This window comes from Afipia sp. Root123D2 (assembly GCF_001425835.1).
In the GTDB taxonomy this organism is placed as follows: Bacteria; Pseudomonadota; Alphaproteobacteria; order Rhizobiales; family Xanthobacteraceae; genus Afipia.
On sequence record NZ_LMDP01000001.1, the window covers coordinates 1,470,357 to 1,495,124 of the forward strand.

Consider the following 24,768-nt stretch of genomic DNA (forward strand, 5'->3'; position numbering starts at 1 on the left):
CGCCGGGTAAAACAGCCCTGCAATGCATTCAGTCTGGAGGTCGCCGCGGGACTGCGCCAAATCGGCCGATCGCGGTGTCACGCTTGGTTTCGTCGACGCGCACGGTCATCACGAACCGTCCATCCTCGAGATGCTTGTCGAGGACTTCAGAGTTGCGGTGAAGCCAGCTGATGCCGGAGCCGTCCGACGCGTCGATCGACAGATCGAGCGTAATCCGCGTCGCGGCCAGCAATCCCTCGATCGCGGCCAGCAGGGCTTCGATCCCTTCGCCAGTTTCCGCGGAGACGAGAAAAGCGGGCCGCTCGGGCGGACGGCGAGCGGCGATCCGCGCGAGATTCTCGCGTTCGTCGACATCGAAACGATCGATCTTGTTCCAGACTTCGAGAATGCGATGACCGTTATCCGGATCGATGTTCAATTGTCGCAGGATCGTGTCAACGTCACGTTGTTGGGCTTCGGCATTTTCGTGCGAAATATCGCGAACGTGGAGAATGACATCGGCTTCGATCACTTCCTCCAGCGTTGCGCGGAATGCAGCCACCAGCATGGTCGGCAGATCGGAAATAAACCCGACCGTATCGGACAGCATCGCTTTGCCGCCGTGAGGGAGCGTCAACGCGCGCAGCGTCGGGTCGAGCGTGGCGAACAGCATGTCGGCGGCTTGCACGTCGGCTCGGGTCAGCCGGTTGAACAGCGTCGATTTACCGGCATTGGTGTAGCCGACCAGTGCCACGACGCGGTAAGGGACCCGCTGGCGGCCGGCGCGATGGAGCCGCCGTGTCGCCTGTACTTTCTTGATCTCGTTTTCGATGCGCACGATGCGCTCGCCGATCAGCCGTCGATCGGCCTCGATCTGGGTTTCACCAGGGCCACCGAGAAAGCCGAAACCGCCGCGCTGGCGTTCCAGATGGGTCCATGACCGGACGAGGCGGCTGCGTTGATAGTTGAGGTGCGCAAGCTCGACCTGCAGTGCGCCCTCTTTCGTTTTGGCACGCCGCCCGAAAATCTCGAGGATGAGCCCGGTGCGGTCGAGCACCTTGGCGTTCCATTCCTTTTCGAGGTTTCGTTGCTGGATCGGCGACAGTGCACAATCCATGACCACTAGGTCGGCATGGTGCGCCTTGATCAGGCCGACGATTTCCTCGACCTTGCCCTTGCCGAGATAGGTTGCCGGACGGATATCATTGAGCGGGGTGATGATGGCTTCGGTCACCGTGAGGTCGATCGCACGCGCCAGACCGACTGCTTCCTCGAGCCTAGCTTCCGGATTCCGTACAGTGTGAGCCGACGCTTGCGAGTCGGCATCGCCGCGTCGCAAACGTTTGTACGGGCCGATGACCAGCACCCGCCCGGTTGTTTCGCCCCTTGCCGACCCTGGACGGTCGGCGCCCCCGTCGAACGTGCGGGGTTCCAAGTCAGTTCAATCTCAAGCTGGAGCGTCCTCGCCGCCCTCGAACAACTGGATTGGGGCGCCGGGCATTATGGTCGAGATCGCGTGCTTGTAGACAAGCTGCGAATGACCATCGCGCCGTAGCAGCAGGCAGAAATTGTCGAACCACGTGACAATGCCCTGTAGCTTGACCCCGTTGACCAGAAAGATCGTCAGCGGCGTTTTGGTTTTCCGAACGTGATTAAGGAAGGTGTCCTGTAGATTTTGTGCGCGCTCTGCCGCCATTGTTTTTGTCTCGCAGTCTCATTGCTTGTTTTTATATTTGGACCCGGCTCCTCCCTTCTGCGGGATATCAGCTAGGCTGCCTGCGTGCCCTGAGATCCCCCTCCGGGTGCTGCGTTGCAATTAAACGGCAGGCCCGGCCGGTACGCAAGGCCGCTTCAGGTCCGGATGACTGGAATCGGCTGAAAAATCAGGAAAATGCTGAAAATCCATGGAATTGCTCCCTGAGTTTCAGCGCCAAGGGGCCCGGTACCCCAGTGCCAATGCTTTTGCCGTCGATGGTCACGACCGGCATCACGATCTGGCTGGAGGCGGTCACGAAAGCCTCCGCCGCACCATAGGCCTCCTGCGGGGTGAAGGGTCGTTCCTCGAACTTCATCTGAAGGGAAGCGATCACGTCCAGCAGAACCTTGCGGGTGACACCAGCCAGGATCCCGCTCTCCGCCGAGCGGGTCACCACGGCCCCTTCTTTGGTGATGATCCAGGCATTGCTTGAGGCCCCCTCGGTGACGAAACCGTCGTGGTCCACAAACCAGGCCTCATAAGCGCCCTGCTCGCGGGCCTGCTGCTTGGCCAGCACGTTCGGCAGCAACGCTACCGATTTGATGTCGACCCGTGGCCAGCGATTTTCGGGAACGGTAATAACGCCGATGCCCCGCGCAGCGGTTGCCTGGTTCTTCGCGTAGCTGAGATTCTTCGCGGTAATGACGATGCTTGGCTTCACCGGGTTAACGGGAAACGCGTGATCGCGGTGCGCCACGCCGCGCGTGATCTGCAGATAGATGATTCCGTAAGTGACGCGGTTGCGGCGGACGGTTTCGTGAATGACAATCTTAAGGACCTGCGGCGACATCGGCATGTCGATCCGCAATTCACCGAGCGACCGCTGCAATCGCGCCACATGTTTCGGCAGATCGACGATCCTGCCGCCGCGCACTTCACAGACTTCGTAAACACCGTCGGAAAACTGGTAGCCACGATCCTCGATATGAACGGTCGCATCGCGCAGGTCGCGATACTGGCCGTTGACGTAAGCAATGCGAGACATGATTTCCGATCCTAGCCGACGCCCAGCGCCTTCAGCTTGCGATGCAGCGCCGAGCGCTCCATGCCGACGAATTCCGCCGTGCGCGAAATGTTGCCGGAGAAGCGGCTGATCTGGGCGATCAGATAGTCACGTTCGAACACCTCGCGAGCATCGCGCAACGGCAGACCCATGATGTGTTCGCCGTTCACGCCGGTCGGCATCGCTGGAATCATCGAGCCGACGTCCTGCGGCAACATATCTGCGGTGATCGTTGCCTCGGGCTCGCCGCCGGCCAAAATCATCACGCGTTCGACGTTGTTGCGAAGCTGGCGGACGTTGCCGGGCCAGACGTGCGATTGCAGCACCGCCATTGCGTCATCGCCAATCCGCCGCTTCGGCAAGCCGGTCGATGACGAAATCTGCTCCATGAAATAGTCGACAAGCTCGGGAATGTCCTCGCGGCGTTCCGACAATGGCGGCACCCGGATCGGCACGACGGACAGACGATGATAGAGGTCCTCGCGGAACTTCCCCTCGGCGATCTCAGTCTCGAGGTTACGCGCGGTGGATGAAATGATCCGGACATCGACGCTGACCTTCGTCGTGCCGCCGGCGCGCTGAAAGGTCTGATCGACAAGCACGCGCAGGATCTTGTTCTGGGTCTCGCGCGGCATGTCGGAGATTTCGTCGATAAACAATGTGCCGCCATGCGCCTCTTCGAGGGCGCCGGCCTTGCGCTGGCTTTCACCGTCGGACAGTTCGACGCCGAACAGTTCGACTTCCATGCGCTCAGGGGTGATCGCAGCGGCATTGATGACGACGAACGGTCCCGACGCTCGCGCCGAGTGAGCGTGCAGCGTGCGAGCGACCAATTCCTTGCCACCACCCGACGGGCCGACGATCATGATGCGGCTGTTCGCTTTGGCCGCGCGATCGATGGTCTGGCGCAACTGGTTCATACACGGCGATCGCCCGATCAGCGTATTGGAGGACGACGTCAGATGTTTCAACTCTCGCACTTCGCGCTTAAGTCGCGAAGTCTCCAAGGCACGATTGGCGACCAGCACCAGGCGGTCGGCTTTGAACGGCTTTTCGATGAAGTCGTAGGCGCCGCGCTTGATCGCGGCGACCGCGGTTTCGATGTTGCCGTGCCCGGAGATCATCACCACGGGGACTTCGGGATGGTCCTTCTTGATCTGCTCGAGCAGCTGCAGGCCATCGAGCTTGCTGCCTTGCAACCAGATGTCGAGAAAAATCAGATTAGGCCGCCGGTTCGAAATTTCCGCCAGCGCCGAATCGCTATCGCGCGCGGTGCGCGTTTTGAAGCCTTCGTCGTCGAGAATGCCCGCGACGAGATCCCGGATGTCAGCTTCATCGTCGACGATCAGAATATCATTCGCCATAGATATCGCCCGCTCCCTTAGCCGCCAACGGCGGCTTCTGCTTTCGTCTGCTCAGTCTCTTCGTCTTTCTTCGCGCCTGTGACGGCAAATCGCAGTCGCACCCATGCCCCGCGCGTTCCCGGCCTGATTGCAGCGGAATCGTTGAGTTCGATCCGCCCGCCATGTTCCTCCAGCACTCGTCCGACAATCGCGAGGCCGAGACCAGTGCCCTTCTCGCGGGTGGTGACATAGGGTTCCAGCAAGCGTGCGCGGCTTTCCTTGGGCAGTCCGACGCCGTTGTCGATAACATCGATAACGATATCGTCATCTTCCATCGCGGCTGTGACATCGATGCGGCCACGGCCGAGTTCGTCCGGCGGAACGGCGCTGATGGCCTCGGTTGCGTTCTTGATGATATTGGTGAGCGCCTGCGAAATCAGCCGGCGGTCGAATTGCGCGCGCATCGGCTCTTGCTTGATTTCGGCTTGTATATCGATGTCGGGATGGCCGACGCGCATCAGGAATACCGCCTGCCGCACGGTATCGGCGACGTCCTCGCCTTCCATCACTGGTTTCGGCATTCGGGCGAATTTCGAGAACTCATCGACCATGCGACGGATGTCGTCGACCTGACGGACAATGGTCTCCGTGCATTGATCGAAGATGGCGCGATCCTCAACGATGCTCTTGCCGAACTTGCGGCGGATACGTTCGGCCGACAACTGGATCGGTGTCAGCGGATTTTTGATCTCGTGGGCGATGCGGCGCGCGACGTCGGCCCACGCCGAAGTGCGCTGCGCCGACACAAGCTCGGTAATATCGTCGAGCGTGATTATGTAGCTTTCCTTGGATTGGCTGGATTGTTCGGCGCTGACGCGGACCGACAAAGTGCGCTCTGTTCCGCCGCGCTGGATTTCGATCTGACCCTGCACCATCCGGTGGGCGCTGCCTCGCGCTGTCGCCATCATATCATTCAGCTCGGGGATGATCTCGGACAGCGGATGGCCGAGAGCTTCGGATTCGACAAACCCGATCAGCTTTTCGGCGGAGCGATTGAGAATACCGATGTTCCCGACGCCATCGACGCCGATGATACCGGCGCTGGCCGACGACAGCACCGCTTCGATGAAACGCCTGCGGCTGTCGATGACGTCACTGGCGCTGACCAGTTCATCGCGCTGGGTCCGCAGTTCGTGAGTCATCTTGTTGAAGGTCTCGCCGAGGGTCGCGAGATCGCCTTCGGACTTGATGACCGGCACCTGGACATGAAGGTCGCCGGTCGACACCAGATTGGCCGCGCCCATCAAGCGCCGGATCGGCGCGATGAGTCCGTTTGAGAAGTTCAGACCGATGAGCACCGATGACATGAGAACCGTGAGTGCGATCACGGTGAACATCAGCGCAAATGCCACCTGAATGCCGAGCTTGCGCGATTCAAGTTCGGCATATTCGGCAACGCTCGCCTGCGTCTGTTTCAGTTGCGCCACCACGCGCGGATCAAGCAGACGCGCGACGTAAAGGAAGGTGTCGCTGAAAGCGCGCAGGCGGATAACCGCCGCGACGTAATTCTGCTCGATAAACACACCGATCTGGGGATCAGTCTCGTTGACGTTGCTCAAAAATTCAGGCGCCGGCGTGGTGAAATCCTGCCGAATTCCGGTGGCAGCAGTTTCAAGGACATGACGATCCTTGTCGATCAGCATGGCGCCGGGAAGATTGCGCGAGGCAGCACTCTGGGTCAGCAATTGCCGGAAGCTCTGGCGATCCTGATCGTATAGCGGTCGCGCGCGCGCGATGTCGTTCGCCATTCCGATGATGTCGCCACGGATCAACTGGGCATGTTCGTAGAGATAGGCGTTGGCGACGATCAGCGAGTTCTGGATCACCGCCTTTGTCGGGCCGGAGAACAGACGGTCAAGGCCGCGATCCAGCGTGACATTCGCGACAATAGACACCAGCACCGCCGGAAGCACCGCGATCACGGAGAACAGGCCGACGATGCGAACGTGCAGCCGCGCCGCCGCGCGGTTCTCGCGCCGTGCTTTCACCACCTGCCAGAGTTCGCGGCCGATGATGATGAGCAGCAGCAGCACGGTGGCTGCGTTGATCAGCAGGAAAGTGACGACGACCCTGTGGGTCGGCATGATCGGCGTCAGCCCGGTCAGCACAACAAAGGTCAGAAACGCCGACAGCAAGGCTAGCCCGACCGCGAACGGCGCTACCAGCCTGTGGAGGGGACGCCTGCGTTGCTCGGCAAACGCTGGGTCGAACGATGGGGCCGACGTGTTTGCGCTGGTCATGCCTGGCAATATGAAAGGCGGAAAGAGAGACCGGGAGGCGGCTAACGCCCAGCCCGGTGATGCTTTCATATCACAATGTTGCCAAATTGCGACATTTCCTTGGCGTGCCTATCCCCGATCTGGAGACATTCCACGCCAAAGTGACGTCAATTGCGCCCTGCCCGCTACCAAGCGATCAACTACCGCTCCGGTAGACCTGAATATCGAGATCGCGGATTTTCTTCCGCAAGGTATTGCGGTTCAGCCCGAGCAGATCGGCGGCACGAATCTGATTGCCGCGAGTCACGGCCAGCGCCGCCGTGAGTAATGGCACCTCCATTTCCCGAAGAATGCGATGGTAGAGCCCCGGGGGCGGCATGCCATTCGGGAAGCCCGCGAAATGCGACGCGAGATAAAGTTCGACCGCGCCGCCGAGATTATCGACGGTTTGCGGCATGCTGCCGCTGGTCACGATTGCCGGCGGCGCCAGTTCACCTTCGATCACCGAGCCGGTAATGACGTCCTGCGGATAGAGTGCAGCAAGTCGGCGCGCCAGATTTTCGAGTTCGCGGACGTTGCCCGGCCAGCGATGCTGCTTCATCCGCTCGAGCGCCTGGGCGTCGAGCTTTTTTGACGGCAGTCCGTCCTTCTCCGCAAGCGCGAAGAAATGCCGTATCAGATCCGGCAGATCCTCGATGCGTTCGCGCAGCGGCGGCAAACGCAGCGGCACCACATTGAGGCGGAAGAACAGGTCTTCGCGAAACAGGCCCTGCTGGATCAGGATTCGCAGGTCCTTGTTGGATGCGGCGACGATACGGACATCGGTCTTGATCGGAGTGCGCCCGCCGACGGTGGTGTATTCGCCCTGCTGCAGCACGCGCAACAGCCGTGTCTGAGCTTCCATCGGCATGTCGCCGATCTCGTCAAGAAACAGCGTGCCACCTTCGGCCTGCTCGAAGCGGCCGGTCGCCCGCGCATTGGCGCCAGTGAAAGCGCCGCGCTCATGACCGAACAATTCCGATTCGATCAGATCGCGCGGGATTGCCGCCATGTTGACGGCCACGAACGGCCCATTGCGGCGCTTGCCGTAGTCATGCAGCGCGCGCGCGACCAGTTCCTTGCCGGTACCGGACTCGCCCGAAATCATCACCGTCAGATCGGTCTGCATCAGGCGCGCCAGCACCCGATAGATTTCCTGCATCGCCGGCGAACGGCCGACAAGCGGGATCGAATCGAACTCGCCATCATCCTTGGCCGCGGCCGGGCGATCCTTCGGTTCGGCCAATGCGCGCCCGACGATCGCGATCAGCTCCTTGAGGTCAAACGGCTTAGGCAGATACTCGTAAGCGCCGCGCTCCGAGGCGCGGATCGCGGTCATGAACGTGTTCTGCGCGCTCATGACGACGACCGGCAAATTGGGCCGCATCTTCTTGATCCGCGGCAACAGGTCGAAAGCGCTCTCGTCCGGCATCACCACATCGGTGATGACGAGGTCGCCCTCCCCCTGACTGACCCATCGCCACAGCGTCGCAGCATTGCCGGTCAGGCGGACTTCATATCCGGCGCGCGACAAGGCCTGATTGAGCACGGTCCGGATAGCCGTGTCGTCGTCTGCGACAAGTATGCTGGCTGCAGGCATTAGCGATCCTTATCTTGGGCATTGAGAGATCGCGACGCCGTTCCCGGTTCGTCGTCGTGATCTGCATGCGTGGATTGTCTGGTGGTGTTGAACATCGGCAAGAGAACACGAAACACGGTTTTGCGCGGCTGCGACTCGCACTCGATGATGCCGCCGTGATCGCCGACGATCTTGGCGACAAGCGCGAGGCCGAGGCCGCTGCCGGTCGGCTTGGTGGTGACGAACGGATCGAACAGGTTCGGCATCAGGTCTTCCGGCACGCCCGGCCCATTGTCCCTGACGCAGAATTCCAGCGGCAACGACACCCGCGTCTTTTTGCCTGGCACCGACAGCCGGACGCCCGGCCGAAACGCGGTGGTGAGCTGAATTTCCGCATCGGTGTCCATATCGTTCAGTGCCTCGGCGGCGTTCTTGACCAGATTGAGAAACACCTGAATCAACTGGTCCTGATTGGCCAGCACCGGCGGCAACGACGGATCGTAGTCCTCGACGAACTTGATGTTGCGCGCAAAACCCGAATGCGCGAGCCGTTTCACGTGATCGAGTACCGAGTGGATATTGACGGGGCCGCGCGCCACGGGACGCTCGTCGCCGAAAACCTCCATGCGATCGACCAGTGTCACGATCCGGTCGGCTTCGTCGCAGATCAGCCGTGTCAGCGTACGATCTTCCGGCGATGCAGACTGCTCGAGCAATTGCGCCGCGCCACGGATGCCAGACAGTGGGTTTTTGATTTCGTGGGCCAGCATTGCGGCGAGCGCGATCACGGACCGGGCGGCACTGCGATGGGTGAGTTGCCGGTCCATCTTGTCGGCGATCGAGCGCTCCTGAAGCATCACGACGATATGGCCGGGACGTTCTGGCAGCGGCGCGACGTGGAGATCGACCTGACGGTCGATGCCGATCCGCGGTGTGCCGAGATCGACCTTGTATTCGTTGACGGCGGTATTGCTCTGGCGCACCTGATCGATCAGCGCCAGCAAGGGGCTTCCGAACGGCACCAGTTCCTTGAGCAATTGCCGCTTGAGATGCTGAGCCGATGTTTCAAAAAACGATTCCGCAGCCATGTTGGCGTCGACGATCTTGCCGTCAGGCGCGATCAGCATCACCGGGTTTGGCAAGGCGTTGAGGACGGCCTCGCCGTCGCTTGAGGCCGGAGCAAGCTGTTCGGCTGTATGACTCATGCCGCAGCGCTCCATGCGAATTCGTTGAATGCGTCGTGCAAGGCGCGCCGCACGTCCGCTGGTTCTTCGCTGGTGAGGATTTTCTGACGCCACCTCTTCAGAGTCTCCGCCGAAGCGGTGACGCTGGCGGCGGCAACGTCGAGCGCCCAGCCGAGATGCTTGCGGGCATGACGCATGCCGATACGCGCGCCGTAATGCGAGACAACAGCTTCGTAGAGATCGTGGACGTGGCCGAGCTGATCGGGAAGCGCCGGCGTTGTTTCCGCGAGACCGGTAGTCATGCGGCGGGCGATCTGGCCCGGCAGCCACGGCTGCCCCTGCGCGCCTCGCCCGATCATGACTGCATCCGCGCCGGACAAATCGAGCGCAGTGACGGCCTGCTCGTAGGATGTGATATCGCCGTTGACCACTAGGGGAATATCGATGGCGTCCCTGACCGCGCGCACCGCGCTCCAGTCCGCGACCCCCTTGTAGAACTGGCATCGGGTACGGCCGTGAACGGTAATCATCTGCACGCCGGCGTTTTGCGCACGCAGCGCGAGGTCGGGCGCATTCATCGAGCGCTCGTCCCAGCCCAGCCGCATTTTCAGCGTCACCGGTACACTGACCGCAGACACGGTCGCATCGATCAGACGCAACGCATGATCGAGATCGCGCATCAGCGCCGATCCAGACTGGCCGCCAGTGACATGCCGCGCAGGGCAACCCATGTTGATGTCGATAATGTCGGCGCCTGCGGCTTCGGCGATCCGCGCGCCTTCAGTCATCCAGTGCGCTTCACAGCCCGCCAGTTGAACGACATGAGGACCGATGCCTGTCGCCTCGCAGCGCAGGACCGACATCGGCCGGCCACGTGCAAGATCGTCGCTCGCCGTCATTTCGGAAACAACCAGACCGGCGCCCAGCCTGGCTGTCAGCCGCCGGAACGGCGCGTCGGTGACACCGGACATTGGAGCTAAAAGAACCCTGTTGGCGATTGCGATATCGCCAATCCGCAGGTCCGCAAGACGTGATGGTGCGAGGCCGATCACTGCTCTTCTCGTATTTTGGCGGCTATCGCGCCGTTGCGATGGCCGAATAGCTCAATTGTTGAGCAATGGAATTTTCTGCCTACAGTTTAGCCAATTTCGAATGTCTTGCAAGTGCAGCGCAGCAAATTCAGTAATCGACGCATGGCTCTGGAATCATGCTGTTTTTCGCCAAGATATGGTAAAGGCAGCTACCTTGGCTGCCAATGGTGGAGCAGCCATTCCGCATTCTGGTAACTCGGTCATCCATGCCCAAGTCGAAACGGACAGCCGCCATAATTGTTGCAGCGGGACGCGGTTTGCGTGCCGGCGCCGGCGGCCCCAAACAATTCCGCTCTATCGGCGGCCAGACCGTCTTGTCCCGGGCGATGAGCCCCTTTTGCACGCATCCGCAGATCGTTGCAGTCCAGCCGGTGCGCAATCGGGACGACGCCGATATTTTTCCCCAAGCGGCAGGCGACCTGACCTACCAGCCGCCCGTTGACGGCGGCGCGACCCGGCAGATTTCCGTGCGCGCCGGGCTCGAAGCACTGGTGGCGCAGGCTCCCGACATCGTTCTGATCCACGATGCGGCGCGGGCGTTTGTCACCGAGGCTGTGATTTCGCGAGCGATCGATGCGGCACTGGTGACGGGGGCTGCCATTCCGGTCATCCCGGTGACCGATACGGTCAAACTGGTGAGTGAAACTGGATCGGTCGAGGCGACGCCGAGTCGCGCGCACCTGAGGATCGCCCAGACGCCGCAGGCTTTTCGTTTCGACGCCATTCTTGAAGCACATCGCCGCGCGGCGCAGGAAGGCCGTGACGACTTCACGGATGATTCCGCGCTGGCGGAATGGGCGGGATTGACGGTCGCGACCTTTGAAGGCGATGTTGCGAACATGAAACTGACGACACCGGAAGACTTCGCGCGTGAAGAAGCGCGGCTCGGCGCCATGCTCGGCGATATTCGCACAGGCACCGGCTACGACGTTCATGCCCTCACCGATGGCGACCACCTGATGCTGTGCGGCGTGCGTGTGCCGTTCAACCGTGGTTTTCTCGCCCACTCCGATGGCGATGTTGGACTTCACGCCATCGTCGACGCAATTCTCGGCGCACTGGCCGACGGGGACATCGGCTCGCATTTTCCGCCGAGCGATCCCAAGTGGAAAGGCGCGGCGTCGGACCAGTTTCTCGCCTATGCTGTCGATCTGGTGAAGAGCCGCGGCGGCCGAATTGCCCATCTCGAAGTGACGATGATTTGCGAAGCGCCGAAAATCGGCCCGCTGCGCGAGGCGATGCGGGCGCGGATCGTGGAAATCACCGGCGTGCCGCTCTCCCGTGTGGCGGTGAAGGCGACCACCAGCGAACGGCTCGGCTTCACCGGCCGTCAGGAGGGCATCGCAGCGACGGCGAGCGCCACCATCGGCCTGCCGTGGGACGTCAATGGTGGGAGCAACTAGCATGAGCGGCAGCGCCACTCGCGCCCTCGCCCGTTCGCTGCTCGATCTTTGCCGTATGCGCAAGCTGACCATCGTGACCGCCGAGTCCTGCACCGGCGGTCTTGTCGCCGGCTCGCTGACGGAAATTCCAGGATCGTCCGATGTCGTCGATCGTGGCTTCGTCACCTATTCCAACGAGGCCAAGCACGCGATGCTCGGCGTTGAGACCGCGACCCTTGCGACTTTCGGGGCCGTTAGCAAGGAGACCGCCGTGGCTATGGCCGTCGGTGCGCTGGAACAGGCAGACGCCAATCTCTCGGTGTCGATCACCGGCATCGCCGGTCCCGGCGGTGCCACGCCCGGCAAGCCGGTCGGCCTCGTACACCTTGCTGTGGCGTCGCGCGACGGTCGCATCACCCACAAGGAATGCCGGTTCGGCGCAATCGGCCGCGGTCAGGTGCGCCAGCAGTCGGTGATCGAAGCCCTGAAAATGCTGATGGAGATGGCGCGCGGGCCGAAACCGCCGCTCAAGAAGCGCCCACGCGCGGTGGCCCATAGATCGCATCCGCGCGTTTCTCGAACGCCGCGGCGAAGCGCTGGAAAGCGGCGTCGAACATCGCGCCCATCAACACCCCGAGCATCCGGCTCTTGAACTCGTACGCGATGAAAAAGCCGACCTCGCAGGCATTCTCGGACTTCGCCTCGAAGGTCCAGCGGTTCTCCAGCTTGCTGAACGGGCCTTTCAGATACTCGACCAGGATGCGCGAATTCGGCCGGTCGAGCGTCACGCGGCTGGTGAAGGCTTCGCGGATCAACTGAAACGACACCGTCATGTCGGCGATGATGATTTCGCTGCCGTCAGGATTTCGAGTGCGTTGACGGACCTTCAGCGAATGACACAGCGGCACGAATTCCGGATAGCGCTCGACGTCGGCGACAAGGTCGAACATCTTGTCCGCGCTGTGGCGGACCCGGCGCTTGTTCGAAAACTGCGGCATCTTACGATCAGCGGCCTGCGGCGGCACGAGCCGCCTGCAATTTGGCGAAATCCTCGCCGGCATGATGCGATGAGCGTGTCAGCGGGCTCGCCGACACCATCAGGAATCCTTTGGTGTAGGCGACCTTCTCATAGCCGCCGAATTCGTCTGGCGTGACGTAGCGCATCACAGCATGATGTTTCAGGCTGGGCTGCAGATACTGGCCGATGGTGAGAAAATCGACGTCGGCGGAGCGCAGGTCGTCCATCACCTGCAACACTTCGTGGCGCTCTTCGCCAAGGCCGACCATGATGCCGGATTTGGTAAAAAGCGTCGGGTCCATTTCCTTGACTCGCTGCAACAGGCGGATCGAATGGAAGTAGCGCGCGCCCGGCCGCACTGTCAGATAACGTGACGGGACCGTTTCCAGATTGTGGTTGAATACGTCCGGCCTGGCCGCAACAACTTTCTCCAGCGCGCCGTCCTTGCGCAGGAAGTCGGGTGTCAGAATCTCGATTGTCGTGGTCGGGGTTTTGGCGCGGATCGCGCGAATGGTCTGCGCGAAATGATCGGCGCCGCCATCGGCCAGATCGTCGCGATCGACCGAGGTGATGACGACATGCGCAAGGCCGAGTTTCGCCACCGCAAGTGCCACGTGCTCCGGCTCGGTCGCGTCCAGTACGCCGGGCATGCCGGTCTTGACGTTGCAGAAGGCGCAAGCCCGGGTGCATGTGTCGCCCATGATCATGAAGGTCGCGTGCTTCTTGTCCCAGCACTCGCCGATGTTCGGGCAACCGGCTTCCTCGCAGACCGTGACGAGGCCGTTCTCCTTGACGATCTTGTGGGTATCCGCATAGCCGCGCGTCGTCGGCGCGCGGACACGAATCCAGTCCGGCTTCGGGGGCGATTTGGCGTCGGGCCGGTTGACCTTTTCCGGGTGCCGGGGGCGAACCTGCTTCTCGGAAACGGTATCGATGAGAACGACCATGAAAAACTCTTGCTGGCGGGCCTTTGAGCCGCACCCACTACCTAAGACCGGACGCCGGTTGCCGCAACCCGCCTCCATTGTGTTAGCTTTGGAATAGGTAGCACGTCCCGCCCCGCTTTCGTATGCTCCAGTTGCAGCCCTCCCGAACCAGATGCCTGAAATCCGCAGCCCGCGCGCACTTGGCCCAGCCCTGAAACGCAAATTCTTTGCCCGCAGCGTGCATGAGGTCGCGCCCGAACTGGTGGGAGCGACTTTGCTGGTCAACGGCGTCGGCGGAATCATCACCGAAATCGAGGCCTACCACCACACCGAGCCGGCGGCTCATTCCTACCGTGGCCCGACGCCGCGCAACATGGTGATGTTCGGTCCGCCCGGCTTTCTCTATGTCTATCGCTCCTACGGCATCCACTGGTGCATGAATTTCGTCTGCGAAAAGGAAGGCTCCGCCAGCGCGATCCTGATCCGGGCGCTGGAGCCGACCCACGGCATCGCGGCGATGCGTCGGCGGCGAATGGTGCACGAGGAACGCTCGCTCTGTTCGGGACCGGGAAAATTATGCTCGGCAATGGCTGTGACCGACAAGCACAACGGAATGGCGCTCGATGCAGCACCCATCGTCGTTCACGCCCGCACCGAGGTTCCGGAGATTGCGACGGGCATTCGCATCGGGATCACCAAGGCAGTCGAATTGCCCTGGCGTTACGGGATCAGAGGATCACGGTTCCTGAGTAAGCCATTCCGGAACGCTGCTTCGAAAGATCGATCAAGTACGAGACCGCAATGATCGGAAGGACCGCAATCGCCACCGGCAGGAACGCGAATGCTGCGTTTCCGGTTATATCCCATGCGACGCCGCCGAGGATCGAGTTGATCATCGCAACGCTATAACCGATCGCAAAGACCCCGGCCGACAAGCGCGGAACATCATCAGCCGAGACCAGGAGTGCCGGGAGCGCCAGCACAAGCGTGAGCACGACCGCGCAGGCGAATCCAATAAGGACCGCGCCACTGACAATTCCCCACAGGCTGGAACCCGTCAAAACGGCTGCGATTCCGGCAAGACCCATTATGCCGGCAACTAGCAACGGCCATCTTTTGCGCTCCAGGCGGTTCGCCATCGTGAGCAGGATGAATGACGCCGGCAATTGACCGGCGTTCAGCGCCGTCAGCGCAGGGCCAATCATGTCGGCACGCTCGGAATGCAGTAAAAACCCGGGAAGAAAAGCGTTCGCGCAAAAATAGAGTTGATTGGCCCCACTCATCATCAGGCCAAGTTTCCAGAGCAGCGGATCGCGCCAATCCGGCATCCAGTTGCGATGGCGTGCGATCGGTGCATCCTTGCCGCCGGGCTGGAACAGAAAGACTAACAGCGCGATCACCGCGAGGGGAATCGACCAGACTACAAGGCTCGCGCGCCAGCTTCCTGCGAGAAGCGGCAGGATCGCCGCCGCGAGGATGACCGGGAAGATTTCACCGCACAGAAGGCCGTTGGTATAGACAGCGGTAGCAAAGCCGATGCGGCGCGGCACCCATTGACGGACTATGGGCGGCAGCGCGGGTTGCATGACGGCAATTCCCGCAGCCATGACAACCGTCGCGGCATAAAGCGTGAGGGTATTGAATGCCAACCCGCGCAGGGCCGATCCCGCGGCTGCCGTCAGAAGCCCGATGATGAGCGCAGGTGTGGCGCCGACGCGTGCGATCAGCAGCGAACCCGGCACGGCAACCAGTGCAAACAGGCAAACCGGAATGGCGTTCAGAATGCCGACTTCGGTACCCGACAGATTCAGATCGAGAATGATCAGCGCCAGGATCGGGGGCACTGCGAGGATAGTCAGCCGCAGGCCGTTTCCCGCGAGCCACAACAAAAGGAGCGCGCCAAACGAAGAGGATCGTACTGAGGTCATCCGACGCCTTTGAGGCGCTCCAGCGCTTCCAGAATCTTGTCCCGGCGCCCGATCGCCTCGTCGCGCTTCTCGCGCTGCTCATCGACGACATCCTCGGGCGCGCGGGCCATGAAGTCGGCATTCCCGAGTTTGGCGTCGACCCGCTTGATGTCGCCATCTGCGCGCGCAAGTTCCTTGTCGAGGCGGGTTTTCTCGGCGGCCAGATCAATGACGCCCTTGAGCGGAATCGCAGCGACTTCTCCGCGCACCAGCAACTGCACGGATCCGCCCGGTGCGACATTCGCAAATGAGACGTCCGACACGCGCGCAAGACGTTTCACCACGTCGATCCATCGGCCGGCGCGTGCCTGGCTGTCCCCGGACGTGCCTGCCAGAACCAGCGGGACGAGCGTCGCCGGCGGGATGTTCATCTCGGACCGCACCGAGCGCACCGCAGTGACGAGATCGACCAGCCAGCCGATTTCCGCTTCGGCGGCAGGGTCGCTGAATTGCTCCTCGAACGGCGCGTGAGTTGGCATCACTGTCATCGCCAGCGGATCGCCGGCCATCGCGGCGTTGATCGTTTCGGCCATTGCGGCCGCGTTGACCTGCTTGCGCAACGGCCATTCGGCGAGCGTGAGCAGGCCTTCGCGTTTTTCCGTCACGGCCCACAACTCCTCGGTGAGGAATGGCATGAACGGATGCAGCAGCTTGAGGATTTCGTCGCGCGCCCACGCCACCGATGCCTGCGTCTCGTTTTTCGCCGGGCTGTCCGCGCCCATCATCACGGGCTTGGCGAGTTCCAGGTACCAGTCGCAATAAACGTTCCAGACGAAACGATAGATGGCCGCCGCAGCGTCGTTGAAGCGATAGGTCTCGATCGCTTCGGTCACCTCGCGGGTGGTGAGCGCCGCCTCATGGGCGATCCAGCGATTGAGCGGATCCTTGGCCTGCGCCGGATCGAAACCGTCGATCCGTGCACAGCCGTTCATCTCGGCGAACCGTGCGGCGTTCCACAGCTTGGTCGCGAAATTGCGATTGGTTTCGACAAGCTGGGGCGAGAGCTTGATGTCATGCCCTTGAGCCGCCGCGCGCGCCAGCGCAAAGCGCAGTGCGTCGGCGCCGTATTGGTCGATGACGCCGAGCGGATCGATGACGTTGCCTTTCGACTTCGACATCTTCGCGCCCTTCTCATCGCGGACCAGACGATGAATGTAAACGTCGCGGAACGGCACTTCCTTCTTGAAGTGCAGACCCATCATCATCATGCGGGCGACCCAAAAGAAGATGATGTCGAAGCCGGTGACCAGAACATTGGTCGGGTAATAGCGATTGACGTCGATATCATCGGCTGGCCAGCCCAACGTCGAGAACGGCCACAGCGCTGACGAAAACCAGGTGTCGAGGACGTCTTCATCGCGGGTGATGAAACCTTCGCGCTTTGCGGGGTCGCGGGCCATCTCATCGCCCTGCTCCGGCGTGATGATTTCCTTCTCGACGTAATAGCCGAGCGCATGGCCCACGGCCTCTTCCTCGGATTCCGCGACGAAGACTTTGCCGTCCGGACCGTACCAGGCCGGGATCTGGTGACCCCACCACAGCTGACGCGAGATGCACCACGGCTGGATGTTCTCCATCCACTCGAAGTAGGTTTTTTCCCAGTTCTTCGGGACGAAAGACGTCTCGCCGTTCCGCACGGCCGCGATCGCAGGTTCGGCGAGCGTTTTGGCGTCGACGTACCACTGGTCGGTCAGATAAGGCTCGATCACCACGCCCGAACGGTCACCATGCGGCACCATGTGCGTGTTGGGTTCGATCTTGTCGAGGAAGCCGAATTCCTCAAGACGTGACACGATCAGCTTGCGGGCCGCGAACCGGTCCATGCCGTCCAGCTCTTCGGCGAACATCAGCGAGCCTTCGGGCAGGTTGCGCAGATAGTCCTCGTTGCCGGACAGCGACAGGCGCGCCTCCTGATCGAGAACGCTGATTTGCGCCAGGCTGTGCCGCTTGCCGACCTCGAAGTCGTTGAAGTCGTGCGCCGGTGTGATCTTCACCGCGCCCGATCCCTTTTCAGGATCGGAATAGGCGTCGGCGACGATCGGAATTTTCCGGCCGACCAGAGGCAGGATCACGTGTTTGCCGACGACATGCTTGTAGCGCTCATCGTCCGGGTTCACCGCGACGGCGGTATCGCCCAGCATGGTTTCCGGACGCGTCGTGGCAACGACGATGAAGGTGGCTGGGTTCTCCGGATTAAACTCCACGCCTTCCAGCGGGTAGCGCAGATGCCAGAGACTGCTTTTGACCTCGACCTGCTGGACCTCAAGGTCGGAGATCGCGGTCAATAGCTTGGGGTCCCAATTGACCAGCCTTTTATCTTTGTAGATTAGGCCGGCATTATAAAGTTCCACAAAAACTTTAAGAACAGCCTTGGACAGCCCCTCATCCATGGTGAACCGCTCGCGCGACCAGTCGCAGGACGCTCCGAGGCGCTTAAGCTGATTGACGATGGTCCCGCCGCTCTCGGCTTTCCATTCCCAGACCCGCTCGACAAATTTTGCACGACCCATGTCGCGACGGCCCGGGAGCTTCCGCTCCATCAATTGCCGCTCCACCACCATCTGGGTGGCGATGCCGGCGTGATCGGTGCCGGGTTGCCACAACACATCCCGGCCCCTCATCCGCTCGAAGCGGCACAGCACGTCCTGCAGCGTGTTGTTCAGCGCATGACCCATGTGGAGCGAGCCGGTGACGTTCGGCGGCGGAATCACGATGGTGAACGGCTCCGCGTCGCGGCGTTCCGGCCGCCCAGCCTTGAAGGCGCCCACTTCTTCCCACGCGCGCGCGATGCGGCCTTCGATATCGGCTGGCAGATAGGTCTTTTCGATCATGAGACTGCAATCAAAATGGGGACTGATGCGCTAGAAACCTTCCGGCGCGCATCAAGTCAACACGTCAAAATGGAGGTTTTTCGGCGTAAAGCCTGCCGGAGCGGAGATTATCGGCCCCGGGATACGCGCTCGATCTCGGATTTGACGATGCGCTCCACCAGATTGGGCAGATTGTCGTCGAGCCACGACTTCAACATTGGGCGCAGCATTTCCTTGACCAGATCCTCGAGGGTCCGGGCATTGTTGCTGAGCACCGTGCTTGCGAGCGCGTTGAATGCGGACTCGACCGAAGACACGGTTGTGTTCGACAGCATACTGGGAGCTTCCGCAAGGGCGTTATAGGCCGCCCGCTCATAGGTCGGAGGATCGATCGGTGTCGGACGTGTCGGTGTCTGGGGCATGGATTCGGCGAATTCGAGGTCGTCATCGGCCTCGATTTTCTGAAATGCAACTGGGGGCAGTTCGGGCATCGCCATCTGTTCGGTCAACTCGAAAACGTCGCTCTCGGACTCATCAATTTCCGGCGCGGCGGCAGCAGCAGTCTGCGCCGGCGCGTCGAAGCTTGCCATCATCGCATCGATCTCGGCCTGGCTGTTCTTTTCTGGTTGAGCGGCGGCGGCAACCTTCTCGACCGGCGCCGGGGGCGCTGGCGGAGGTCGCTTGACGGACGATAAGGCACCGGCGGTTCGCACGGGAGCGGGCTTCGGATCCGATGCCGGGGGCGCGGCGCGCGGAGGCTCTGTTTTCGCAACGGCGGGTTTGGCGGGCTCGGGCTTTGCCGGCTCCGCAGCCGCAGCCGGTTTAGCCTCGTCATCGGAAATGATCCGTCTGATCGACGCCAGAATCTCCTCCATCGAGGGCTCCTGCGCCTTTGCCGGTTGGTTCATCTCCGACTCCACATCGACGGCCTTAGAAAGCCGCACACAATCGCCACGAATCGCTTCGTCACCTTCGTAAAAGGTACGGCATCGTAACATTTGATTGCAAGCAATCGGGTCCGACTACGAGGCTTTCACCACAACGTCGTGCGGTAAAAATCGGTAGCGGACCACGCACGTACGTTCATGGACACTCAGGATCGCAGAGCGATCATGTGCCGATGAACGCTGTTATTGTCCGTCGGGTGTGCGAACGCCGATCCAACTGTCGCGAACCTGCTGATAGTGCACGTTCGGATCGTAGATTGAGGTCTTCAGCCTGAGGACCTGCGGCGACAGGCGCCCGACTGCGTTGAGGACGCTGTAGGATGCCACAACGCGGTCATGCTGCGCGGTGACGAGCGCCACACGGGCGTTCACCAGCGCCTGTTGCTGGTTCAACACGTCGAGCGTGGTGCGTTGGCCGACGCGAGCTTCTTCGCGAACACCGTTGAGTGCGATCTCGGCAGCTTCCACCTGCGACTGCGCCGAGGAGACCTGCGCCTTTCCGGCGAGTAGCTGTCCCCATGCCTGAGCGATGTCGGCGCGGGCCTGGTCGCGAACCCGATCGAGGTTCAGCCTCTGCTGTGCGAGCGATTCCTTTGACTGCCGGATCAGCGCGTATTCGGCGCCACCCTGATAGATAGGAACCGACAGATTAGCCACCGCCGAGGCGCTGAACTGCCGACTATACGCCAAGGTGGGCTCATATGCCTGCTGCACGCTGCCCTGCAAAGTCACGGTCGGGAACAGCGCACCTTCGTTGATCTTGACCTGCAGGTGACTGACGTCGATGCCGTACATTGCGGCAGTGACGTTCGGATTCTCGATCAGGCCGAGATTGACCGCCGTCTGCAGCGTTTTGGGCAGGAACCTGTCAACCGGCGAACCGGGCGCTAGCTGCATCGGGTCGCTGCCGATGATGCGTCGGAAATTCGCGCGCGTCGTCGTGAGGTTGGACTCTGCCGTCAGCAACTGTGTGCGGCCGGCCGCAAGCTGAGCTTCCGACTGCGCGACGTCGGTACGGGTCACCTCGCCGACGTTGAAACGATCACGCGTCTGCTTCAGCGTTTGATCGAGCACGCGCACGTTGCTCTTTTGAACTTCGACGATGGCTGAATCGCGAAGATAATCCATGTAGATCGTGGCCGCCGACAACAGAACGCTCTGCTCAAGGACTCGCAGACCTTCGCGCGCGGCCGATACCTGACTCTCGCTGGCGCGAACGCGATTGCCCGTTTGGCCACCATTGTAAAGTGTTTGGGTGATCGTCCCGCCTACGCTTCGCGGTATCTGCGTTCCGCTCAGGACCTGTGAAGACTGTACGGGACCGGTCGGTGTGTTGGTCGTGGTGTCCGATTTGACTGAGGTATACTGACCACCGACGCTCGCCGACACCGCGATTCTCGGACGATAGCCCGACAAGGCCTGTGGAACGTTTTCGTCGGTCGCGCGCACCGATGCGCGCTGGGAATTGAGCTGTGGGTTGTTCTGATAGGCGCGGGCCAGAGCTGCTTCGATCGTGTCCGAAAGGACGGGCGTACTCGCCGCGAACAGCGTAAGTGCCGCTACCGCAGCTCCTGCAAACCGCCACGCCCCATTCTTCTTCAACATGCCATCCGTTCCCAAGGCCGACTGCTGGATTATCAATCCGCACGCCGGATCATCGACTCAAATGAGAGCCCGCTCCCCGCGCCAACATATGCGGCGGCGCGGTGTGACGGAACCCCATCCGTACTTTCCGGTCGGAAAGTCCCCACATGGGACATTGGGGCCACACTTCTGTACCGGCTACCGGCTCGCCCTAAAAGCTGAAAGCTGGCACTCGCTCAAGGCCCGGCAGGACGGGTGCGGCGGCGTCAAAGAGTGCCCGAGTACCATAATCCGAGGGCGATCGGGTTACGAGGGTTGCACGTGCCGGCCGGGTGGTTGCAAAGACTCCGACCAGGCGCCCCCCAACCTTGAGTTGCTTATACAGCGTTTCCGGCTCGATTTCCGTGGCGCCATTGAGAACGATCACATCGTAGGGGCCATAGGCAGGATCGCCCTCTCCCGCCGGCCCTGAGGACACAGTCACGCCGGCTGTTCCCGAATTACCGAGCGCGGTGCGAGCAGCCGCAGCCATCTCCTCCGTCGATGCGACAGCGAAAACCTCCCCCGCCAAACGGGCAACCACTGCGGCAGCATAACCGGTGGCACAACCTGTCACGAGGGCACGGTCGGCTTCGGTGATCTCGGCAGCCTGCAGCATCTTGGCGAGAACGGCCGGCTTGATGAGATATTCCTTGGCGGCCGGAGTTCCTCCGACGTCGAGGTCCATATCCATATAGGCCAGCGCGCGGCGATCGCCGGGCACAAATGCCTCGCGCGGAATTTCAAGCATCGCATCGATAATGCGCAAGTCGGTCACGTCGCTGGGCCGCACCTGACAATCGACCATGTTCTGGCGGGCGGTCGAAACGTCTGACATCAAATATCCTCGCAAGCAGCTATTGTCCCCGCGCAACGGGGCTTTCTGCGCGGCATCATTGATGCAAGCGTCGGAGCGATGCAAGTCTCGCAGGGCGTCATCATCGGCCCGTCCGCCAACAGTGGGAATCCCGAGCTCTATTGGCGCTTGGGATATGAAAGGTTGCGGTTCGCGAACCCATATTTGCGCGGGAGTGGATTCGCCTCGATCAGACGGAATTCGGCGATTCTCACGACCGTTGGCTGCAACGGCACCTGGAGGCTCCCGCGCACGTCGCTTGGCCCGCATCAGGAATTGCGGTCAAAATCTTGTATAAATATCTGAGTTTGTGGAGTTTTTGGCTCCCCGGGCTGGATTCGAACCAGCGACCATTCGATTAACAGTCGAATGCTCTACCGCTGAGCTACCGAGGAATACTGCCGAAGCAGCAATGGGGCCGCATATAACAAAGGCCCCCAGTCTTGCAAAGCTCAAATCGCTCAAAAAGGGCAACCTGCGATGAGAGTGTTGGAGGCCACGACCAGAATTGAACTGGTGTAAACGGTTTTGCAGACCGCTGCGTAACCACTCCGCCACGTGGCCTCAACCGGCGAAACTCTTATAGACAACCACTCTCTTAGGCAACCTGCGCCAGTTTGTCCCCTGCGCCTTTCCAGGGCTCAGCACCGCTTGGCGCCTGAAACAGACGACAGTGCTCCATCCGGCCGGCGCAGTATCTCGCGGGCCGATGCGCGCGGCCGTCCATACGGCATCGAGCGGAGTCAGTGAATCACCTGATCGTCGATGTGCCGCAGCTTGTCCGGGTTACGCACCACATAGATCGCGACAATCTGGCCGTCGTCGATTTGGAGCGCCGTCGTTTGGGGCACTCCGTCATCCTCCAGAGTGATGAACCCCGGCAGGCCGTTGATGAAGCCATAGTGCACGATGCGCGATGGATGTTGCGTGAAAAACTGCGCGAGGGATGTATGGAATGCCACCACCTTGTCGATTCCAACGATCGGCTTGGCGACGGCCGCCCGCTTGCCCCCGCCGTCGGCATGAACGGTGACATCGGTAGCTAGCAACGCTTGCAGCTTCTTCATGTCGCCGCTGCGGGATGCCGTAAAGAAGGCGGCGGCGATCTCCAGCCCCTGCTCTTTCGGCACCGCGAATCGTGGTCGTGCGGAGCGGACATTGATTCTGGCGCGGCTCGCGAGTTGGCGGCAGGTCGCCGGCTCACGGCCGATCGTTTCTGCGATCTCGTCGAAGCCGACGCCGAAAACGTCATGGAGCAGGAAGGCCGCGCGCTCCAGCGGCGACAGGCGTTCGAGCGCGACCATCAGCGGCAGCGTGATATCGTCGATCTCCTCGTCCCCGGATTCCACGACAGGTTCGGGCAGCCACGGCCCGACATAGGTCTCGCGCCGTCGTCGGGCCGATTTCAGGAGGTCGAGGCAAAGCCGGGTCACCACACGGCGCAAGAACGCCTCATGTTCGCGAACCGCATCCCGGTCGGTGTAGAGCCAGCGGATGAAGGCGTCCTGCACGACGTCTTCCGCATCCGCGACCGACCCTAGCATCCGGTATGCGATCCGGATCAGCTTGGGACGCAGCGGATCGAATGAGTCCGCTGCGCCCAGTGTAGAGGCCGATGCCATCAGGCTGCCGTACGTGCAGCGTTGACGGGATGGACGGTGCGGAAGCCGACGTTAAGCCGGTTCCAGCCGTTGATGGCGATGATCATCATGGTCAGCTTGATCTGCTCTTCCTCGGAGAACTGCGCTTTCACCGCTTCATAGACATCGTCGGGGGCGCCGTTTTCCGATACCAGTGTCAGTGCTTCGGTCCACCCGAGTGCCGCGCGTTCCCTGTCGCTGTACAGCGGCGACTCCCGCCATGCGGGAAGCAGATAGAGACGCGCTTCCGTCTCACCGGCCTTGCGGGCGTCCTTGGCGTGCATATCGAGGCAGAAAGCACAGCCGTTGATCTGCGAGGCTCGCATTTTCACCAGTTCCATTAGGCTCGGCTCAAGGCCGTTCTTGGTAATGCTGGTTCCAAAATCGAGCAACGGTGTGAGCAAATCCGGCATCGCGAAAAGGTTCAGTCTCGGTTTCATGTTGTTTCCTTGGTTATGGGTCAATTCCCGGAAACAAGACGAGACAGCACGTTGTGGTGTGACAGATGTCGGCAAAAATTTTGCAATCGCCTTCCGGCCGAGTCCACGCGGCGAAGCTAAAAATCGAGCAGTATCAAAATTATACAGCAATACATGCCGACATTACTTTGGCTTTTTGCGGCGCCAATCGCGTTTCGGCCTAGGCTTTGGCGCGAGTTCCGGAACCGTGGCTTGCGCCTCGCGATATTTCGCGAGCATTCGCTCGAAGGTGCCGATCAACGCCGCCTCGACGTCCGCGCGCCGCTCCAGACGTCCCAGCAGCATGGCGGTCGCCTCAATGGTAGATAATCCGTCGCGGCGCGGTTCGCGGCGCAGCTTGCCGTAGAGTGACGGATTCGCCGGTCCGAGGATGACGCGCTGGCACTTCAACATCCAGGCATTCCGCCACCACAGAGCCTTGGCCTGGCTCCAGGTCCCGTCGAGCACCACGATGCCCTCGATGTCTTCGAGGATCGCGCGCTGGTGATCCTCGGGCTGCCCCTTGCGGTCGATGGCGACAATATCCCGGTCGGTCGCGAGGTCCGCGACCTTGGCCGATCCGAGATAGAGAATGGCCCAGCGCGCCGGATCGACGGTGCGGCCGAGAATCTTCGACAGGCTCGGCCACGACAGTCCGATTTTGAGCGTCGAGTTCGCAAGCTGGAGTGCCGTGAGCCGCGCTGTTCCAAGCGCCCTGTCCTGCTCCTGCGGGTGCTGCAGGATGACGACCTCGATCCGATTTTCGATCGGCTCAAGTTCGTCGCAGATACACAAAGGTTCGGGCTTGCCGCACCGCGGACATTCGGGGAACTCTTGTGGCGGCGTGGTCTCGGGAGCGGCTGACATGGGCCAGCCTATACGCTGCAC

20 protein-coding genes, 2 tRNA genes and 1 pseudogene are annotated in these 24,768 nt (G+C 61.3%); 3 read left to right on the forward strand and 20 right to left on the reverse strand.

Going from position 1 to position 24,768, the window contains the following annotated elements:
• Positions 1-28 precede the first annotated feature (28 nt).
• From hflX to dusB, 8 genes are all read right to left on the reverse strand, one after another.
• Entirely contained in the window at positions 29-1,414 is a 1,386-nt protein-coding gene (gene hflX / locus ASC80_RS07170; protein WP_056294418.1) for a GTPase HflX, read from the reverse strand.
• Between the two features lie 12 nt (positions 1,415-1,426).
• Positions 1,427-1,675 (reverse strand): RNA chaperone Hfq, encoded by a 249-nt coding sequence (gene hfq, locus ASC80_RS07175; protein ID WP_056294421.1) that lies wholly within the window; start codon positions 1,673-1,675, stop codon positions 1,427-1,429.
• Between the two features lie 187 nt (positions 1,676-1,862).
• Positions 1,863-2,720: a D-amino-acid transaminase gene (locus tag ASC80_RS07180; protein WP_056294424.1), complete on the reverse strand. Its 858-nt coding sequence runs from the start codon at positions 2,718-2,720 to the stop codon at positions 1,863-1,865.
• 11 nt (positions 2,721-2,731) lie between these two features.
• The gene (ntrX, locus tag ASC80_RS07185) at positions 2,732-4,102 is read right to left on the reverse strand and encodes a nitrogen assimilation response regulator NtrX (RefSeq protein WP_056294425.1); all 1,371 of its coding nucleotides are present in this window, start codon (positions 4,100-4,102) and stop codon (positions 2,732-2,734) included.
• Positions 4,103-4,119: 17 nt separating this feature from the next.
• Positions 4,120-6,381 carry a sensor histidine kinase NtrY-like gene (locus ASC80_RS07190; RefSeq protein WP_056294428.1) on the reverse strand — a complete coding sequence of 754 codons (2,262 nt, stop codon included), beginning with the start codon at positions 6,379-6,381 and terminating at the stop codon, positions 4,120-4,122.
• A 175-nt stretch (positions 6,382-6,556) separates the two neighbouring features.
• On the reverse strand, positions 6,557-7,999 hold the full coding sequence (gene ntrC / locus ASC80_RS07195; RefSeq protein WP_056294429.1) for a nitrogen regulation protein NR(I): 1,443 nt from the start codon (positions 7,997-7,999) through the stop codon (positions 6,557-6,559).
• A complete protein-coding gene (locus ASC80_RS07200; protein ID WP_056295735.1) occupies positions 7,999-9,183 on the reverse strand; it encodes a two-component system sensor histidine kinase NtrB in 1,185 nt (394 codons plus the stop codon). The genes ntrC and ASC80_RS07200 overlap by 1 nt, the downstream gene beginning before the upstream one ends.
• On the reverse strand, positions 9,180-10,214 hold the full coding sequence (gene dusB, locus ASC80_RS07205) for a tRNA dihydrouridine synthase DusB (protein WP_283805039.1): 1,035 nt from the start codon (positions 10,212-10,214) through the stop codon (positions 9,180-9,182). The genes ASC80_RS07200 and dusB overlap by 4 nt, the downstream gene beginning before the upstream one ends.
• Positions 10,215-10,459: 245 nt before the next feature.
• Here dusB and ASC80_RS07210 point away from each other — a divergent pair, with 245 nt between their 5' ends.
• Together ASC80_RS07210 and ASC80_RS24730 are read left to right on the forward strand one after the other, a co-directional pair.
• On the forward strand, positions 10,460-11,656 hold the full coding sequence (locus ASC80_RS07210; protein WP_082512431.1) for a bifunctional 2-C-methyl-D-erythritol 4-phosphate cytidylyltransferase/2-C-methyl-D-erythritol 2,4-cyclodiphosphate synthase: 1,197 nt from the start codon (positions 10,460-10,462) through the stop codon (positions 11,654-11,656).
• 55 nt (positions 11,657-11,711) lie between these two features.
• Positions 11,712-12,080: pseudogene (locus ASC80_RS24730) on the forward strand (CinA family protein); the annotation flags it as partial.
• An 82-nt stretch (positions 12,081-12,162) separates the two neighbouring features.
• Here the strand turns inward: ASC80_RS24730 and ASC80_RS07220 are convergent.
• Both ASC80_RS07220 and lipA read right to left on the reverse strand, forming a co-directional pair.
• Positions 12,163-12,633 carry a type II toxin-antitoxin system RatA family toxin gene (locus ASC80_RS07220; protein ID WP_056295741.1) on the reverse strand — a complete coding sequence of 157 codons (471 nt, stop codon included), beginning with the start codon at positions 12,631-12,633 and terminating at the stop codon, positions 12,163-12,165.
• Positions 12,634-12,640: 7 nt separating this feature from the next.
• Positions 12,641-13,600, reverse strand: coding sequence for a lipoyl synthase (gene lipA, locus ASC80_RS07225; RefSeq protein WP_056294439.1), 960 nt, complete (start codon positions 13,598-13,600; stop codon positions 12,641-12,643).
• Positions 13,601-13,751: 151 nt separating this feature from the next.
• Here lipA and ASC80_RS07230 point away from each other — a divergent pair, with 151 nt between their 5' ends.
• Positions 13,752-14,384 (forward strand): DNA-3-methyladenine glycosylase, encoded by a 633-nt coding sequence (locus ASC80_RS07230; RefSeq protein ID WP_056294441.1) that lies wholly within the window; start codon positions 13,752-13,754, stop codon positions 14,382-14,384.
• On the opposite strand, the gene ASC80_RS07235 is transcribed toward ASC80_RS07230, so the two are convergent.
• The 10 genes from ASC80_RS07235 to ASC80_RS07280 all read right to left on the reverse strand — a co-directional run bounded on the left by ASC80_RS07235 (position 14,308) and on the right by ASC80_RS07280 (position 24,747).
• Positions 14,308-15,507, reverse strand: a complete 1,200-nt coding sequence (locus ASC80_RS07235; protein WP_056294444.1) for an MFS transporter — start codon at positions 15,505-15,507, stop codon at positions 14,308-14,310. The genes ASC80_RS07230 and ASC80_RS07235 overlap by 77 nt on opposite strands.
• Positions 15,504-18,377: a valine--tRNA ligase gene (locus ASC80_RS07240; protein WP_056294447.1), complete on the reverse strand. Its 2,874-nt coding sequence runs from the start codon at positions 18,375-18,377 to the stop codon at positions 15,504-15,506. Before ASC80_RS07240 ends, ASC80_RS07235 begins: the two co-directional genes overlap by 4 nt.
• A gap of 107 nt (positions 18,378-18,484) precedes the next feature.
• Positions 18,485-19,264 (reverse strand): PopZ family protein, encoded by a 780-nt coding sequence (locus ASC80_RS07245; RefSeq protein ID WP_056295743.1) that lies wholly within the window; start codon positions 19,262-19,264, stop codon positions 18,485-18,487.
• Between the two features lie 222 nt (positions 19,265-19,486).
• A complete protein-coding gene (locus tag ASC80_RS07250) occupies positions 19,487-20,908 on the reverse strand; it encodes a TolC family outer membrane protein (RefSeq protein ID WP_056294450.1) in 1,422 nt (473 codons plus the stop codon).
• A gap of 190 nt (positions 20,909-21,098) precedes the next feature.
• On the reverse strand, positions 21,099-21,764 hold the full coding sequence (locus ASC80_RS07255) for a protein-L-isoaspartate O-methyltransferase family protein (RefSeq protein WP_056294453.1): 666 nt from the start codon (positions 21,762-21,764) through the stop codon (positions 21,099-21,101).
• Between the two features lie 338 nt (positions 21,765-22,102).
• Positions 22,103-22,177, reverse strand: a tRNA-Asn gene (locus ASC80_RS07260).
• Between the two features lie 95 nt (positions 22,178-22,272).
• Positions 22,273-22,346, reverse strand: a tRNA-Cys gene (locus ASC80_RS07265).
• 179 nt (positions 22,347-22,525) lie between these two features.
• Complete coding sequence (locus ASC80_RS07270; RefSeq protein ID WP_056294454.1) at positions 22,526-23,404, reverse strand: sigma-70 family RNA polymerase sigma factor; 879 nt, start codon at positions 23,402-23,404, stop codon at positions 22,526-22,528.
• Positions 23,404-23,862: a carboxymuconolactone decarboxylase family protein gene (locus tag ASC80_RS07275; RefSeq protein WP_056294457.1), complete on the reverse strand. Its 459-nt coding sequence runs from the start codon at positions 23,860-23,862 to the stop codon at positions 23,404-23,406. The genes ASC80_RS07270 and ASC80_RS07275 overlap by 1 nt, the downstream gene beginning before the upstream one ends.
• A 162-nt stretch (positions 23,863-24,024) precedes the next feature.
• On the reverse strand, positions 24,025-24,747 hold the full coding sequence (locus tag ASC80_RS07280; protein ID WP_056294460.1) for a tRNA-uridine aminocarboxypropyltransferase: 723 nt from the start codon (positions 24,745-24,747) through the stop codon (positions 24,025-24,027).
• Positions 24,748-24,768 lie beyond the last annotated feature (21 nt).

What these genes read in the sequence shown, in the direction of transcription:
- ASC80_RS07235 (WP_056294444.1), bottom strand. Translation starts at nt 15,507, where the DNA reads ATGACCTCAGTACGATCCTCTTCGTTTGGCGCGCTCCTTTTGTTGTGG.
- ASC80_RS07200 (WP_056295735.1), bottom strand. Translation starts at nt 9,183, where the DNA reads ATGAGTCATACAGCCGAACAGCTTGCTCCGGCCTCAAGCGACGGCGAG.
- hfq (WP_056294421.1), bottom strand. Translation starts at nt 1,675, where the DNA reads ATGGCGGCAGAGCGCGCACAAAATCTACAGGACACCTTCCTTAATCAC.
- ASC80_RS07180 (WP_056294424.1), bottom strand. Translation starts at nt 2,720, where the DNA reads ATGTCTCGCATTGCTTACGTCAACGGCCAGTATCGCGACCTGCGCGAT.
- ntrX (WP_056294425.1), bottom strand. Translation starts at nt 4,102, where the DNA reads ATGGCGAATGATATTCTGATCGTCGACGATGAAGCTGACATCCGGGAT.
- ASC80_RS07255 (WP_056294453.1), bottom strand. Translation starts at nt 21,764, where the DNA reads ATGTCAGACGTTTCGACCGCCCGCCAGAACATGGTCGATTGTCAGGTG.
- ASC80_RS07270 (WP_056294454.1), bottom strand. Translation starts at nt 23,404, where the DNA reads ATGGCATCGGCCTCTACACTGGGCGCAGCGGACTCATTCGATCCGCTG.
- ntrC (WP_056294429.1), bottom strand. Translation starts at nt 7,999, where the DNA reads ATGCCTGCAGCCAGCATACTTGTCGCAGACGACGACACGGCTATCCGG.
- ASC80_RS07210 (WP_082512431.1), top strand. Translation starts at nt 10,460, where the DNA reads ATGCCCAAGTCGAAACGGACAGCCGCCATAATTGTTGCAGCGGGACGC.
- ASC80_RS07245 (WP_056295743.1), bottom strand. Translation starts at nt 19,264, where the DNA reads ATGAACCAACCGGCAAAGGCGCAGGAGCCCTCGATGGAGGAGATTCTG.
- lipA (WP_056294439.1), bottom strand. Translation starts at nt 13,600, where the DNA reads ATGGTCGTTCTCATCGATACCGTTTCCGAGAAGCAGGTTCGCCCCCGG.
- ASC80_RS07250 (WP_056294450.1), bottom strand. Translation starts at nt 20,908, where the DNA reads ATGTTGAAGAAGAATGGGGCGTGGCGGTTTGCAGGAGCTGCGGTAGCG.
- ASC80_RS07220 (WP_056295741.1), bottom strand. Translation starts at nt 12,633, where the DNA reads ATGCCGCAGTTTTCGAACAAGCGCCGGGTCCGCCACAGCGCGGACAAG.
- ASC80_RS07240 (WP_056294447.1), bottom strand. Translation starts at nt 18,377, where the DNA reads ATGATCGAAAAGACCTATCTGCCAGCCGATATCGAAGGCCGCATCGCG.
- ASC80_RS07280 (WP_056294460.1), bottom strand. Translation starts at nt 24,747, where the DNA reads ATGTCAGCCGCTCCCGAGACCACGCCGCCACAAGAGTTCCCCGAATGT.
- ASC80_RS07190 (WP_056294428.1), bottom strand. Translation starts at nt 6,381, where the DNA reads ATGACCAGCGCAAACACGTCGGCCCCATCGTTCGACCCAGCGTTTGCC.
- ASC80_RS07275 (WP_056294457.1), bottom strand. Translation starts at nt 23,862, where the DNA reads ATGAAACCGAGACTGAACCTTTTCGCGATGCCGGATTTGCTCACACCG.
- ASC80_RS07230 (WP_056294441.1), top strand. Translation starts at nt 13,752, where the DNA reads ATGCCTGAAATCCGCAGCCCGCGCGCACTTGGCCCAGCCCTGAAACGC.